This window comes from Aminipila luticellarii, assembly GCF_004103735.1.
In the GTDB taxonomy this organism is placed as follows: Bacteria; Bacillota; Clostridia; order Peptostreptococcales; family Anaerovoracaceae; genus Aminipila; species Aminipila luticellarii.
This window is the reverse complement of record NZ_CP035281.1, coordinates 2,643,217-2,657,351: the sequence shown is the minus strand read 5'-3', so window position 1 is coordinate 2,657,351 and position 14,135 is coordinate 2,643,217. Positions and strand designations below refer to the sequence as shown.

12 protein-coding genes are annotated in these 14,135 nt (G+C 42.6%); 11 read left to right on the top strand and 1 reads right to left on the bottom strand.

Annotated features, from left to right (window positions below; translation table 11 throughout):
- Positions 1-113: 113 nt before the first annotated feature.
- From EQM06_RS12365 to EQM06_RS12340, 6 genes are all read left to right on the top strand, one after another.
- The gene (locus tag EQM06_RS12365; protein WP_128746659.1) at positions 114-512 is read left to right on the top strand and encodes an ArsR/SmtB family transcription factor; all 399 of its coding nucleotides are present in this window, start codon (positions 114-116) and stop codon (positions 510-512) included.
- 39 nt (positions 513-551) lie between these two features.
- Positions 552-2,756, top strand: a complete 2,205-nt coding sequence (locus tag EQM06_RS12360) for a heavy metal translocating P-type ATPase (RefSeq protein WP_128746658.1) — start codon at positions 552-554, stop codon at positions 2,754-2,756.
- Between the two features lie 272 nt (positions 2,757-3,028).
- Positions 3,029-4,492 (top strand): Na+/H+ antiporter NhaC, encoded by a 1,464-nt coding sequence (gene nhaC, locus EQM06_RS12355; protein ID WP_164914458.1) that lies wholly within the window; start codon positions 3,029-3,031, stop codon positions 4,490-4,492.
- Between the two features lie 14 nt (positions 4,493-4,506).
- On the top strand, positions 4,507-6,129 hold the full coding sequence (locus tag EQM06_RS12350) for an amidohydrolase (protein ID WP_128746656.1): 1,623 nt from the start codon (positions 4,507-4,509) through the stop codon (positions 6,127-6,129).
- 48 nt (positions 6,130-6,177) lie between these two features.
- Positions 6,178-7,713, top strand: coding sequence for an amidohydrolase (locus EQM06_RS12345; RefSeq protein ID WP_128746655.1), 1,536 nt, complete (start codon positions 6,178-6,180; stop codon positions 7,711-7,713).
- 22 nt (positions 7,714-7,735) lie between these two features.
- Complete coding sequence (locus tag EQM06_RS12340) at positions 7,736-8,866, top strand: AfsR/SARP family transcriptional regulator (protein WP_205666559.1); 1,131 nt, start codon at positions 7,736-7,738, stop codon at positions 8,864-8,866.
- Between the two features lie 49 nt (positions 8,867-8,915).
- Here the strand turns inward: EQM06_RS12340 and EQM06_RS12335 are convergent, their stop codons facing one another.
- Entirely contained in the window at positions 8,916-9,818 is a 903-nt protein-coding gene (locus EQM06_RS12335) for a LysR family transcriptional regulator (protein WP_164914457.1), read from the bottom strand.
- A gap of 199 nt (positions 9,819-10,017) precedes the next feature.
- Between EQM06_RS12335 and rsxC the strand changes: the two genes are divergently transcribed.
- From rsxC to rsxA, 5 genes are read left to right on the top strand one after another with little or no spacing between them, the layout of a single operon-like run.
- Positions 10,018-11,334: an electron transport complex subunit RsxC gene (gene rsxC, locus EQM06_RS12330; RefSeq protein WP_128746652.1), complete on the top strand. Its 1,317-nt coding sequence runs from the start codon at positions 10,018-10,020 to the stop codon at positions 11,332-11,334.
- The gene (locus EQM06_RS12325; RefSeq protein ID WP_128746651.1) at positions 11,335-12,282 is read left to right on the top strand and encodes an RnfABCDGE type electron transport complex subunit D; all 948 of its coding nucleotides are present in this window, start codon (positions 11,335-11,337) and stop codon (positions 12,280-12,282) included. It abuts the gene before it with no gap.
- The gene (locus tag EQM06_RS12320; protein ID WP_128746650.1) at positions 12,282-12,866 is read left to right on the top strand and encodes an FMN-binding protein; all 585 of its coding nucleotides are present in this window, start codon (positions 12,282-12,284) and stop codon (positions 12,864-12,866) included. Before EQM06_RS12325 ends, EQM06_RS12320 begins: the two co-directional genes overlap by 1 nt.
- A complete protein-coding gene (gene rsxE, locus EQM06_RS12315; protein ID WP_128746649.1) occupies positions 12,859-13,533 on the top strand; it encodes an electron transport complex subunit RsxE in 675 nt (224 codons plus the stop codon). The genes EQM06_RS12320 and rsxE overlap by 8 nt, the downstream gene beginning before the upstream one ends.
- Positions 13,530-14,120, top strand: coding sequence for an electron transport complex subunit RsxA (gene rsxA / locus EQM06_RS12310; RefSeq protein WP_230974976.1), 591 nt, complete (start codon positions 13,530-13,532; stop codon positions 14,118-14,120). The genes rsxE and rsxA overlap by 4 nt, the downstream gene beginning before the upstream one ends.
- Positions 14,121-14,135 lie beyond the last annotated feature (15 nt).

The following is a 14,135-nucleotide window of genomic DNA, read 5'->3' as shown; positions in this document are numbered from 1 at the left end:
CAATTGCTTAATCGTTTAATATAAAAAGAATGATACATATTACCCGCAATTAGAAAAAGAATAGATGTAGTAGGATTTGCGGAAAAGATTTTATGAGGAAAGGAAGACAGAGTATGGACGTACAGAACGAAAAAAGGTGTAAGTGTTTAGATTGTCCGCTGCACATTGATTTGCCGCATGACCACGGAAGCAGGACAGCGGAGTTTATACAGACAAAGCCTGAACCCATTGTTTTTGAGCAGACTGCCAGCACCTTTCAGATGATAAGCGACAGCACACGATTAAAGATATTGTGGCTGCTCTGTCACAGTGAGGATTGTGTTGTAAACATTGCTGCGGCCATTGAGATGAGTTCTCCGGCAGTGTCTCATCACTTAAGGCTGTTAAAGCAGGCAGGATTGATTGTCAGCAGAAGGGTAGGAAAGGAAACCTATTACACGCTGGCTAAAACAGAGGAGGCGGCACTGGTACACGATATCGTAGACCGAACCTTCCATATTAAATGCAGATAAGTCAGCTAAATTGATACAGGAGAGACAGAGGTATAAGCTATGGATAAAGTTTATCATATTGAAAATATCGACTGTGCAAATTGTGCAGCCAAAATAGAACGCCTGATTTCAGCACTACCCGAAGTAGAGGCGGTGAATCTTACGTTTGCCACAAAGAAGCTCCGGGTGTCCGCAGAAAATCCGGATCAGCTTTTGAAGGAGATGACCAGACTGGCAAACACGGTGGAAAACGATGTGGTCATTACAGCAGATGCCAGCGAATCCAAAGCAGAGGAGCATGACGGGTTCAAATTCTTTACGGATTCACACGTTATCCTCGTAGGAGCTGTGCTATTTGCAGCCGGTATTGTCCTTGAGCATACAAATGTGCTGCAAGGCTGGTGGATCGGCTGTTTTGCTCTGGCATACGTGGTACTGGGCGGAGAGATTTTGTTACAGGCCGTTAAAAATATAGGAAAAGGGCAGATTTTTGACGAAAATTTCCTCATGAGCGTTGCTACTCTGGGAGCCTTTGCTATACAGGAATATCCGGAGGCTGTTGGGGTCATGTTATTTTTCAGGATCGGGGAATTCTTTGAAGAAAAGGCTGTGGAGAGAAGCCGCAGTCAGATTATGGAAGCCGTCGATCTCAGACCGGAAGTAGTCTCCCTGATTGAAGGCAATAGCACGAAAGAGATTCCGGCAGAGGATGCCCAAATAGGAGAGCTCCTGCTGGTAAAGCCGGGGGATCGAATTCCTCTGGACGGTGTTATTATAGAAGGTGAAAGTCGAATCGACACTTCTCCCATAACTGGGGAACCGGTACCGGTGAAGGCTGCGGCGGGGGATCAGGTGATATCCGGCTGTATCAACACTTCTGGAGTACTAAAGATAAAAGTCGAAAAAACGTTAGAAAATTCTATGGTTTCAAGAATTTTGGACTCTGTAGAAAATGCTGCGGCAAGCAAGCCTAAAATTGATCGCTTTATTACCAGATTTGCCAGAGTGTACACCCCGGTTGTTGTTGCAGTGGCCATACTAACGGCGATTATTCCTTCGCTGATTACAGGAAACTGGCAGCACTGGATCTACACGGCGCTGACATTTCTTGTTATAAGCTGTCCGTGCGCCTTAGTTTTAAGTGTGCCGTTGGCGTTCTTCTCGGGAATAGGAGCCGGCTCTAAAAAAGGGATTTTGTTTAAAGGCGGAGTTTCCTTAGAAGCACTTAAGAATATTAAAGCGGTCGTGATGGATAAGACCGGAACGCTGACAAAAGGAGAGTTTGTCGTACAGCATGTTATTTATTCCGGAAATTTGATCTCTTATATGACTTCCGGCATGACAGCAGGGAAATCAGCAGAAGGAGAGGCGGAAGGAGCATCAAGAGTACTGAACGGGATTGAAAACAGACCAAAGGGCCTCTCTAAAGAACATGCGGAAGCAACGCTTCTATCTTTGGCGGCCAGCTGTGAATTAAGTTCGACCCATCCGATAGGGGTGAGCATTATAAATGAAGCCCAGAGATACGGACTGACACCTCAGGCACCGAAAACCATAGAGGAAATAGCGGGGAAGGGCATAAGAGCCGTTCTAAACGAAGGAGTAGCTCTGTGCGGCAATCGAACGCTCTTAGAGGATGCAGGTGTAGACCTGACAGGATACCGGAATCTGGCATCGGGAAGCGAAGTGCTGTTCGCTTTGAACAACCAGTTTATGGGAACTTTAATTGTTGACGATACGATTAAACCGGATTCAATTTCAGCTGTGAAAAAATTGAAGAGGTGGGGGATCGCTACGGCAATGCTCACCGGAGACGAGGAAACAAGTGCTCGTGCAGTAGCAGAAAAGACCGGTATTGATCAAGTCTTTGCCAAGCTTCTGCCAGAAGATAAAATAAGAATTTTGAGAGAGCTCCGAGAAGAGCATGGCAGTGTCATGTTCATAGGGGACGGAATTAACGATGCACCGGTACTGGCCGGAGCAGATGTGGGTGCAGCTATGGGAAGCGGAGCAGATGCTGCCATAGAAGCCGCAGATGTGGTATTCATGACCTCCAGTGTGGAAGCAGTTCCCCAGGCTATAGCTATTGCCAGAGCTACTAATAAAATCGCCATGCAAAACGTGGTATTCGCCTTAGTGATAAAAGCCTTGGTCATGATACTGGGATTGGCAGGCCTTGCCTCCATGTGGATGGCAGTTTTTGCAGATTCCGGAGTGGCAATGCTCTGTGTTATGAATTCCATTCGAATATTATATAAAAAATAGTGTAAAATCATATTAAATTAAAAAATTGGTACAAAAGTAACCTTCCGTGCTTTTGTACCAATTTTTTTATTGCATTCTTGTATTTATGAACAAAAATTTGATCAAAAAAGCTTGGCTATTGCAAAAGTGTTGCAGAATATTTTAAAAAAACAAAAAACAGCAGGCAAATACCATAAAAACTAGTATAAACAAAACAAAAAACACAGGTATAGAAATGTTCCATAAGTATAATGAAGAAAAATAATATCATTTTTTTGAAGGAGGAAGTAAAAATGGATCAAAATTTTAAAAAACCATCTCTGGCAATATCGTTGATAATTGTATTGTTTTTGTTTGGAAGTTTTGCTGTACAGCTTGTTACAACGGGGGCGCCTGATGTGCATATGACGCTGATTTTCTCTGCGGCTTTTGCGGTAGTACTGCTTACAATTTTTAACAAAACACCTATGGCACTTATTGAGGAAGGAATTATTCATGGAACAAAAATAGCAACAATATCGATGATGATTTTGATGTTTATCGGCGTTATGATTCCGGCATGGATTGCAGCGGGAACCATTCCGTCCTTGATTTACTATGGCATACAGATAATCTCGCCATCCGTATTTTTATTGACGACTACCCTGGTCTGTTCTTTATCCTGTCTGGCGACAGGAACTTCCTGGGGCACAGCCGCAACCTTTGGGGTGGCACTTATGGGAATTGGAAGCGGACTTGGAATTGATCCGGCGATGACTGCGGGCGCAATTATTTCCGGAGCAATTTTTGGTGATAAATTATCTCCAATTTCTGACACAGTAAATTTATCTTCTGCAACCTGCGAGGTCAATGTTTTTGCACATATTAAAAGTGTAGCCACAGCAACCATACCAGGTTATATACTGGCTTTAGCAGCAGCAATTTTTCTTGGGATGAAGCATTCAAAAGGACAGATAGACAGTCATGAAGTAGATGCTTTACTCTCCGGGCTGAGCGCACATTTTAATGTGACACCTATTTTCGCTATTATCAGTTTAATACCTATGATTTTGGTTATTGTGCTGGCCTTAAGAAAGTTTAATGCCCTAGCAACGATTGTTATCAGCGCACTGGTGGGGATGGGGATTGCTATTGTATTTCAGGGATATCATTTGACCGACATGATGAGCTACATGAATTATGGATATGTGATAGATACCGGAAACGCAAATATAGATAAGCTTTTGAACAGAGGCGGACTGCAATCCATGATGTGGACGGTATCCATTGGGTATTTGGGCTTGTCTTACGGAGGAATTTTGGAAAAGACAGGAGTACTTAACACCCTGTTGTTCAGTGCCAAATCGGTTACAAGCAATGCTCGAAATTTGATTTTAACACATATGCTGGCAGGAATGGCAACCGTTATGGCAACCGCAAGCCCTTATGTTGGAATTTTGATTCCGGGCAGAATGTTTATTGCGGGTTATGATAAATTAGGAATTAAAAGAACGGTTGCTTCAAGAACTTTGGAGCACTCTGGAATTTGCCTGGATCCACTGCTGCCATGGTCCCTTGGTGCCGTATACTTTTCGGGTGTACTCGGTGTCAGCCCTCTTGAATATGCACCTTATACAGTCTTATGCTGGACTGTTCCAATAATAGCGGCATTTTATGCTATAACAGGCATATTTGTATGGAAGGAAGATTCTTTGCCAGATGGGGCAGAGGCAGATAAAACAGCAGAAACAGCAGTTAGATCAGGAACAGAAAATTAAAGGAGGAAAAAATAATGAAGTTAGATGTATTGCTTAAGAATGGAAAGATATATACAATGGAAGAAGAGGGTAAAACGGTTGAAGCCTTAGGCATAAAAGACGGAAAGATTGTTTTTGCCGGAAGCAATCAGGAAGCAGACAGCTTTAGCAGTACGAGTATTGTCGATTTGGAAAATCGTGCAGTAGTACCGGGTATGGCTGATTCCCATATGCATATGTACGCTTACTGCCAGAATCAGACCACAGTCAATCTGGAACAGGCTAAAAGCATAGATGAAATGATTGCGTTAATGAAAGAAAAAGTGAAAAAAACCCCGGAAGGAAGCTGGATTAAAGGTTCAAATTTTGATCAGACTAAATTTAAAGAAAACCGTTTTCCTACCCGAAAGGATTTGGATAAGATCAGTACCGTGCACCCGATTGTGATCAGAAGGTGCTGTCTGCATGCGATCGTGGCGAATACCAAAGCTCTTGAATTAGCTGGAGTAGGGATTGGGTACGATGGAGGACCGGGAGGAATCGTAGAATTTGATGAAGACGGAATGCCAAATGGAATTTTGAGGGAACAGAGCACGAAGGTCTTTGATGAAATCATTCCGGATCCGCTGACAGATGAAGCGGAAAAGAAAAGAATTTTTTTGCAGGTACTGAAAGATATGTCTTCTAAGGGAGTGACTACAATTCATACATACGCTGCAAAAATTTGGCGCTATAATGAAGACATTGATACATATCGCAGGCTTGATAAAGAAAAGGAGCTTCCTGTACGAGTGACTGTATATCTGGATGAATTGTTCACGCCAGAGGGGTTGACCGCAGAGCAGAAGGCAGACCCATTCAGACTGGTTCAATATGGCGGACATAAAATATTTTCAGATGGATCTCTTGGATCCCGATCAGCAGCATTACAGGAGCCTTACAGTGATGATCCCGATAATAGAGGGTTTGTTGTTTGTGAGCAGGAAGAATTGAACGATAAGGTCCTCAAAGCTTATGAGTACGGTCTGCAACCTGCTATCCATGCAATCGGAGACCGCGCCCTTGATATGACGCTTACTGCTATAGAAGAAGCCTTACGCATAACGAAGGCAAATGGCATGACGGAAGAGGAACAAAAGAAACGCCTGCCATTCCGAATCATTCACGTGCAGATAATAAACGATGCACTTCTTCAACGGATGAAAAAACTTCCGCTGATACTGGATATACAACCAGTATTCCTTGGCACGGATGCACATTGGATTGAAGAGCGTATTGGAAGCCAGCGGGCAAAAGGCTCATATGCATGGAAGACGTTAAAAGATGCCGGGATGATACAGACCGGAGGGTCTGACTGTCCGGTTGAGACGTATGATCCTATCGCCGGAATATTTTCTGCTGTGGCGCGTTGTGATAAAGACGGAAAACCGGCAGGAGGGTACAGGCCTGAGGAAAAGCTTTCCGTTTATGAGGCGATTGAGCTGTTTACGAAGAATGTTCATTATGCCACCGGCCAGCAGGACTACTTAGGAACTCTGGAAGTGGGCAAGTTTGCTGATTTGGTAGTTTTAGACCGCAATCCATTCGAAGTGGATGAAATGGAGATAAAGGATATTAAGGTGAAACAAACTTATATTGCAGGGAAAAGGGTATTTTAAAACCAATCGAACATAAAAGCTTATAGGAAATGGCTGGAGGAGCAAAAGATGCATGCAGATATAATTGTAAAAAATGCAAAATGTTTAACAATGAATAATGGTAACAAAGCAGATTGGATTGCCGTTCACAACGGAACCATTCTTGCCTTGGGACAGAGCACAGCATATGGTGATTTGGTTGCTGAAAACACAGTTATCATTGATGCAGGAGGCAATACTGTTTTGCCAGGATTTATTGACAGTCATTTCCATGTTGTACAGACCGCTTTAAATGCAAAGCGAATCGATTTAAGAGGGGTTCATAGCTTTGAAGAAATCGGAATGCTGATTCAAAAATCAGTCCTTGAAAATCCGGGGAAAAACATAATTGGTATGCGCCTTCAAGTGGAACAGCTCAGAGAAAAGAAATTTCCTGATCGTTTGGAACTGGATCGATATTGCAATGATGTTGCGGTCTGGATTAACTGCTTGGATTATCAGGTCAGTATGCTGAACACATACGGACTTTTATACTATAAGGTTCCGTTTAATATGCAGGGAATAGAAAAGGATAGTCAGAGTGTTGCGACAGGTGTGTTCAGAGGAAAGGCAAATGCCGTTCTGCGAACGAACATATTGGATGGTATAACAGATAAAGTTAGAAAAGAGGCTGTTTCAGACATTGTTCCGGGGCTTCTGAAAACAGGCATTACTACGGTAAACGCCATGGAAGGCGGATACATGTACAGCGACAGAGATGCGGACTTCATTTATGAATACGGGAGTGAGTTTCCTGTGGACATGGAGCTTTTTTATCAGTCCTTGGATGTAGAAAAGATAAAGCGCATGCATTTAAAGCGCATTGGCGGAAGCTTTTATGTGGACGGAACCATGGGGGCAAGGACGGCAGCCTTATCTTTTGAATATGCAGATCGGCCGGGAACAATGGGAGGTTTGCGTTATACTCAAAGTGAATTAAATGAATTTGTACTGGAATGTTATAAGAATCATCTACAGTTATCCCTGTATACGATTGGAGACAGAGCTATTGGTGCTGCTTTGAAGGCTCATGAGGCGGCATTGTATCAAACAGGTATAACGGGATTGAGGCATAGATTGGAGCATGTGGAGCTTGCAAATGCGGAGCATATACATCAGGCGAAAGAAATGGGAATCATTTTTTCCATGAACCCGACGTATGAAACGTATTGGGGCGGACCGGATAAAATGTATAGAAAACGTCTGGGAGATCATTATATTAAAACGAACATGTTCAGAGAAATCATTGATCAGGGTGTATGTCTTACCGGAGGCTCCGACAGCGATGTAACGGAGTACAATCCTATGATTGGTGTTTCCGCAGCGGTGAATCATCCCGTTAAACAGCATCAAATCAGCGTGTACGAAGCCCTGGAAATGTATACCTGTAAATCGGCTTATGCTATCTTTGCGGAAAAGGAGAAGGGAACGCTTGAAGTGGGAAAAATTGCAGATATTGTTGTACTTGATCAAGATATCCTTTCGGTACCTCATGACCTATTGGATCAGGTTAAAGTAATAGTTACGATTAAGTCTGGAGATATTCTTTACAATACTTTAGGCTAGATAATGAATGGAAGTTACGATTATGCTGAATCTATATTTTTTGGGAAGAGCAAGAATAGAATATAATGGTAAAAGCGTGGTTGAAAATTTTCGGAATAAGACCATTGCTTTGATATGTCTGCTTATCATCAATCAGGACAAGTACTTAAGCAGAGAAAGAATTTTAGGTTATCTTTGGCCGGACAGCTCGGAAGAAGCTGCCAAAAATAATCTGCGGTATAATCTATGGTTAATTAAGAAAAACATTGGAAAAAGCGAGAGCAATGAAGAGTTTCTGTTTATTGATAAGGAGCTCTGCGGTGTGAACGCCGAGTATGATTTTCAGTGTGATATCCTTGATATTATGAATTTTAAGCCCCAGCAGTCTGATTCTATTGAAAGGCTATTAAAGCTGAAAAATATGTTTGAGGGAGAATTCTTAGAGGGCTGTTATTATAATAATTGTGAGGACTTTAACGAAGTTATTATTTTTCAAAGAACACGTTTGGAAAATTTCAAAGTACAGATTTTAAAGAGATTAACGGAACTGTATGAAAAAGAAAGCAAGATGGAAGAATGCTTGAATGTCTTGGAGGAAATTCTGGATATCGATCCATATGATGAAGAGGTGGCTTTAAAAATAATTATTCTCTATATGAAAATCGGGAAACGCGGGGCAGGAGTACTTTTTTATAATTCATTCAGGGATAGGCTTGCCAGCAGACTTGGGATTCAACCATCCGAGAAATTGCGTAACAAATTCGCCGAGCTTAAACAAAGTCAAGGATCTGAGTGTCAGCCTCAAGAACCTAAGGTGATACAAATACAGACTATTTGTATCAAGGATATTCAGTATTTTTGGATGGCTGACGTAGTAGGAAAGCTTGTTGGACAAAAACGGGTAATGTGCGAAAAAGTGTTAAATGAAAATATGATTAATGCTCTTGGATATATACAGCCGGCTGTCTTTAATGACGTACAAACTGAAAAAAATATGGAAATACCAGATGTGCAGATCGTTAATGCATTTATCCACCTCATATTAAATATTTGCGAAGAACATAAGTTGGAAATTTTTATTACAGAAATGGAAAATATGGATTCGGTTTCTGTAGGGGTTTTAAAATATTTAAAAAATAGCGGCATAAGTAAGCTGAGCATCCATGAACATTAAAACCTATTTTATTTTAAAACAACAGCCGTGGAGACCTTATTATTATCATCTAATCCCAGAAGGATTCCACTTTAGGCTGACTGTGATTTTCGATGGTTGAGGTGAAGGCTATAAAGGCCTTCATGGCGTTGGAAATATAGGAATTTTTTCTCCAAAGAACGCTTACGTTGGCGTTGATCGGTTCTTCCAAAGGAATGTGTACGATTTTTGCGGAAGCGTCAAAGCTCTCCTGGTAAGTGATCGTCACTGCAAAATTGTTTTCTACGATATAGCGAATCGTAGAAATCTGGCTTGCCTCCATAATAATGTTCAAAGGATGATCTTTGAAGTGCTCCGTTATGGCGGTATAGTGATAAGACCCATTCGGGAAAATAATGAAAGGCTGTTGGCAGATCATTTCCTTGCTGGCAAAAGGTTCCTTTGCCAGCGGGCTGTCCGGGCCTACGGCAAGTCCGAATTTTGTTCGGAATATTAATTTAGAATCACACTGAGGATAAACGGTATCGTCCATCGCACCGAGAAGAAAGTCCAATCTGCCTTCGTTTAAACGTTTTAAGCCGGATATTGTACCGATTTCAAACATTTGCAGCCGCGTATTGGGATATTGCTGTTCAAAAGCCGGAACAAGTTTTTTAAACATAAAAGTTCCCAGCACCGGAGGAATACCCACCTTTAGGACCACATGGGTCTTGTCGCCGATATCCAGTGCCTCCTTATGAAAGTTATCGTAGGCATTGATGAAATTTTTTGCTTTTAAAAGAAAAGAAGCACCGTCATCTGTTAAAGAGATCCGGTTATTTACCCGGTTAAAGAGCTGATACCCCAACTCGTTTTCCAGTTCCTTTATGGCAGCCGTAATGGATGGCTGTGAAACGTGCACCGCTTCTGATGCTTTCGTAATATTATTATATTTACATACTTCTTGGAAGTATCTTAGATGGTTTATATTCATGAAATTCTCCATATATATTATAATGTAACTTTATCTACTCTAACACAAGTTTTCTGTAAATTCAATAACTTTAAGCACATCTATTTATAAAAATTATATAGCAATAGTTGTTTCCTATGGACAAAAACGTTGAAATATAATGTATAAAGGTGATAGAATAAAATAATATTAAAAAAGTTGTATAGGAAGGAAGCGTAACATGGCCGAGAAGAAAAAACATTTACAAAGCATACATGTACCGCATAACAAGAACACGGTTGAATGCGAAACAGAGAGAATGCCCATTCCTGATTTCGTTTATATCTCTATGTCTCAGCATATAGGAGCTCCGTGCAGGCCTCTTGTGAAAAAAGGGGATTCTGTCAAAGTGGGGCAGCCCATAGGCGATTCAGATGTACCGATGAGTGTGCCCATTCATTCCAGCGTTTCTGGAATTGTCTCCGGGATTGAGGAGTCCCGATCGGACAATGGCGGAAAGAATACGCTGGTTGTTATTGAAGCGGATAAAAAACAAGAATTATGGGAAGGAATACAGGCTCCAAAAGCAGGCAGCAGGGAGGAATTCATTCAGGCTGTAAGAGCTAGTGGTCTGGTGGGTCTAGGCGGAGCAGCATTTCCGACTCACATTAAATACAACCCTAAAAATATTCAGGATGTAACCACTTTGATTATAAATGGTGCGGAATGCGAACCATTTATTACTTCGGATCACCGAATCATGGTTGAGGAAACAGAAAATATTATTGATGGAGCACTGCTTGTCATGAAGCAGCTTGGCATGCAAGAGGGATTTATCGGTGTGGAAGATAATAAACCGGATGCTATCGCTGCTTTAAGGAGTATGATTGAACAAAAGGGAAATCCGAACATTGAGGTCATACCGCTAAGATCCCGGTACCCGCAGGGAGCAGAACGGGTTATGGTATATGAAGTAACCGGAAAGACTATGGATGCCGGTGTACTTCCTGCTGACCTTGGGGTGATTTTATCAAATGTGACTTCCATTGCGTTTATTGGACAGTATTTTAAAAATGGAATTCCCCTTATAGCGAAAAGAATAACAGTTGACGGGGATGCTATATCAAGACCGGCCAACGTTCTATGTCCCATTGGAACGAAGATTGCAGATGTCGTAGAGTTTTGTGGGGGATATAAAGAACCGCCGAAAAAAATTCTGATGGGCGGACCTATGATGGGAAGAGCTATTTTTTCAGACCAGCTGCCCGTTATTAAAAATAATAATGCGATCCTCATTTTTGCAGGAGAGCAGGCTTGGGTCAAGGAGGAGACTGCCTGCATTAACTGCGGCAGATGCTATAGAGCCTGTCCCTTCAAACTAATGCCGACACTTCTTTCTTCCGCTGTGAAAAGAAGGGATGCCGGAGCATTGGAGCGTCTTAAGGTCATGCAGTGTATGGAATGCGGAAGCTGTTCCTATATTTGTCCTGCCAGAAGACCTCTGAGTTTTAACAACAAACTGGGTAAAGCAATAGTAAAGGAGGCACAGAGTAAATAAATGGAAAATAAAGCAAATGACACCTTAATCGTATCATCGGCACCTCACTTGGTCAGTGAGGTAGACACTTCCAGAATCATGGGGACGGTGATTTTAGCATTAGTACCTTCATTTTTTGTCAGCACATACGTGTTTGGATTCAGAGTAATTACGCTCACACTGGTCTGTATAGCGGCCTGCGTGACGTTGGAGTATCTTTTTAACAAAATAACAAAGAAAAAGCAGACGATTGGAGACTTGAGCGCGGTGGTAACCGGTATGCTTCTAGCCTTTAATGTGCCCTCCAATCTGTCTTACATAATAGCTATCATTGGATGCTTCGTTGCGATTGTCATTGTGAAAGGCCTGTTTGGAGGACTAGGACAAAATGTGGCTAATCCGGCTATTACAGCCAGAATTGTTCTCTTCCTTTCATTTACAACACAGATGACGACTTGGCCGCTGCCCAGAGGTCAGCAGACCGCTGATGTGGTGACCGGACCTACGCCTCTTGGCATTCTCAAAGGGGCAAATGGAGTTCTGCCTTCCAATACAGACATGTTCTTTGGGTTTATCGGCGGCTCCATGGGTGAAATCAGTGCCATTGCTCTGTTGATCGGAGGAATCTTCTTGATTTGGAGGGGAATCATCTCACCAATCATTCCGGTATCCTTTATTGCTACCGTTGCGGTCATAGCGCTGGCTGCGGGACAAGACCCTGTTTTTCATGTGATGGCAGGGGGTGTTATGATTGGTGCCTTCTTTATGGCCACGGATTACGCCACATCTCCAATCCTGCCGCTGGGGAAATTGATCTTTGGCATCGGCTGTGGTTGTTTCACTATGATCATCCGGCTGTTCGGATCTTATCCGGAAGGCGTGTCCTTTGCTATTTTACTGATGAATATTATAACGCCGCACATTGATAATTTCTGTGAGAGAAGAATATTTGGAGGTGTTAAGAGCTAATGGGAAATTCTACGTTTAAAGAACACATAAAACCGTCCTTGGTATTAGTTCTGATTTGTCTTGTTGTATCCGTCGCTCTATCGCAGGTACATTCCATTACGCTGCCTCTCATCAATGCGATGGCAGCAAAGACGGCGGATCAGACCAGAACCTTAGTCCTTCCAAACGCAACGACCTTTACTTCGTATGAAGGAACACTGCAGGAGGGAATCATCGACTTTTATTGGGCAGACAATGGTGCCGGGGCAGCCATCACCGCAGAAGCAAACAGCTACGGCGGTCCGATCACGGTAATGATCGGTGTAGACGCAAAGGGTGCTGTCACGGGGGTCAAGGTCATGTCCCATTCGGATACGCCGGGTCTTGGGACAAAAGCGCAGACACCGGAATATTTAAGCCAATATGAAGGAAAAACAGCAGCAGATCTCATTGCTGATCTGGAAACGGTCGGGCAGGACACCATTAAGGATAATACTAATCTGGATGCGGTCACCGGCGCCACCATTTCTTCCAACGGCGTTTATCACGCAGTTCAGAGAGCTTTAGCACAGTTTGAAGCTGCAGGAGGTGTAAAGAATGAGTAAACTTGGTATTGTTACAAAAGGCATTATAAAAGAAAATCCTACATTAGTATTACTTTTGGGTACCTGCCCGACTCTGGCCACCACGTCCAGTCTTATTAACGGGCTGGGAATGGGCATCTCCGCAACCGCAGTATTGATTTGCTCCAATATTGTTATTTCGATGCTGAAAAATGTGATTCAGGATAAAGTTAGAATCCCCTGTTATATTGTAGTAATCGCCGGATTCGTTACATGTGTACAATTTTTGATAAAAGCATATGCTCCGGCGTTAGATAAAGCGTTGGGTCTCTTTATTCCGCTGATCGTAGTAAACTGCATTATTTTGGGAAGAGCAGAGATGTTCGCCAATAAGAACTCTGTGATCGATTCCGCTTTGGACGGACTTGGCATGGGGCTTGGGTTCACACTGGCACTGGGATGTATGGGATTCATCAGAGAGCTGTTGGGAGCCGGAACTTTGTTTAATATACCTGTTTTTGGCAGCGGATTTACTCCAATGTCCATTTTTATGCTGGCTCCCGGCGGATTTTTCGTTTACAGCATTTTAGTTGCCGGGATCAACTATATATCCAAAGGTAAAGCCATAAAAAAGAAAGAGTTTGGCTGTGAAGGCTGTGCTATGTGCAGTACCTGCAACTCTGCCGATAAAGGAGGATGCAAATCATGAAAGAAATTCTTATGATTATGATGTCCGTTGCGCTGGTCAATAACTTTGTGCTGGCTCAATTCCTGGGCATTTGTCCCTTCCTCGGTGTATCTAAAAAATTAGATTCTGCTGTAGGGATGGGAATCGCGGTAACATTTGTCATGGTTCTTGCAACAGCGTGCACGTGGCCGATTCAAGTTTTTTTACTAGATAAATACAACATTGGATATTTACAGACAGTAACGTTCATTCTGATTATTGCAGCTTTGGTACAGTTCTTGGAAATGTTCCTGAAGAAGTTCATCCCTTCTCTTCATAAAGCGTTGGGTGTATATCTTCCTCTTATTACAACAAATTGTGCGGTACTGGGCGTGACGATCATGAATATTAAAAGTGAATTTAATTTTGTGGAATCTATTGCCAACTCCTTTGCAGCCGGTGTCGGATTCCTGCTGGCGATGGTGCTGTTCTCCGGCATGCGGCAGAAGATGGAAGTTGCTGACACGCCAAAAGCGTTCCAGGGAATTCCTATGGTACTTATCGGAGCTTCTATCCTGTCCCTTTCATTCATGGGATTCAGCGGAGTAGTTCAGGGCATATTCGGTTAAAAGGGAGGAAAACAA

Coding starts and splice junctions, on each gene's coding strand:
- EQM06_RS12360 (WP_128746658.1), top strand. CDS start 552: ATGGATAAAGTTTATCATATTGAAAATATCGACTGTGCAAATTGTGCA.
- nhaC (WP_164914458.1), top strand. CDS start 3,029: ATGGATCAAAATTTTAAAAAACCATCTCTGGCAATATCGTTGATAATT.
- EQM06_RS12345 (WP_128746655.1), top strand. CDS start 6,178: ATGCATGCAGATATAATTGTAAAAAATGCAAAATGTTTAACAATGAAT.
- EQM06_RS12325 (WP_128746651.1), top strand. CDS start 11,335: ATGGAAAATAAAGCAAATGACACCTTAATCGTATCATCGGCACCTCAC.
- rsxC (WP_128746652.1), top strand. CDS start 10,018: ATGGCCGAGAAGAAAAAACATTTACAAAGCATACATGTACCGCATAAC.
- rsxA (WP_230974976.1), top strand. CDS start 13,530: ATGAAAGAAATTCTTATGATTATGATGTCCGTTGCGCTGGTCAATAAC.
- EQM06_RS12335 (WP_164914457.1), bottom strand. CDS start 9,818: ATGAATATAAACCATCTAAGATACTTCCAAGAAGTATGTAAATATAAT.
- EQM06_RS12365 (WP_128746659.1), top strand. CDS start 114: ATGGACGTACAGAACGAAAAAAGGTGTAAGTGTTTAGATTGTCCGCTG.
- rsxE (WP_128746649.1), top strand. CDS start 12,859: ATGAGTAAACTTGGTATTGTTACAAAAGGCATTATAAAAGAAAATCCT.
- EQM06_RS12350 (WP_128746656.1), top strand. CDS start 4,507: ATGAAGTTAGATGTATTGCTTAAGAATGGAAAGATATATACAATGGAA.
- EQM06_RS12340 (WP_205666559.1), top strand. CDS start 7,736: ATGCTGAATCTATATTTTTTGGGAAGAGCAAGAATAGAATATAATGGT.
- EQM06_RS12320 (WP_128746650.1), top strand. CDS start 12,282: ATGGGAAATTCTACGTTTAAAGAACACATAAAACCGTCCTTGGTATTA.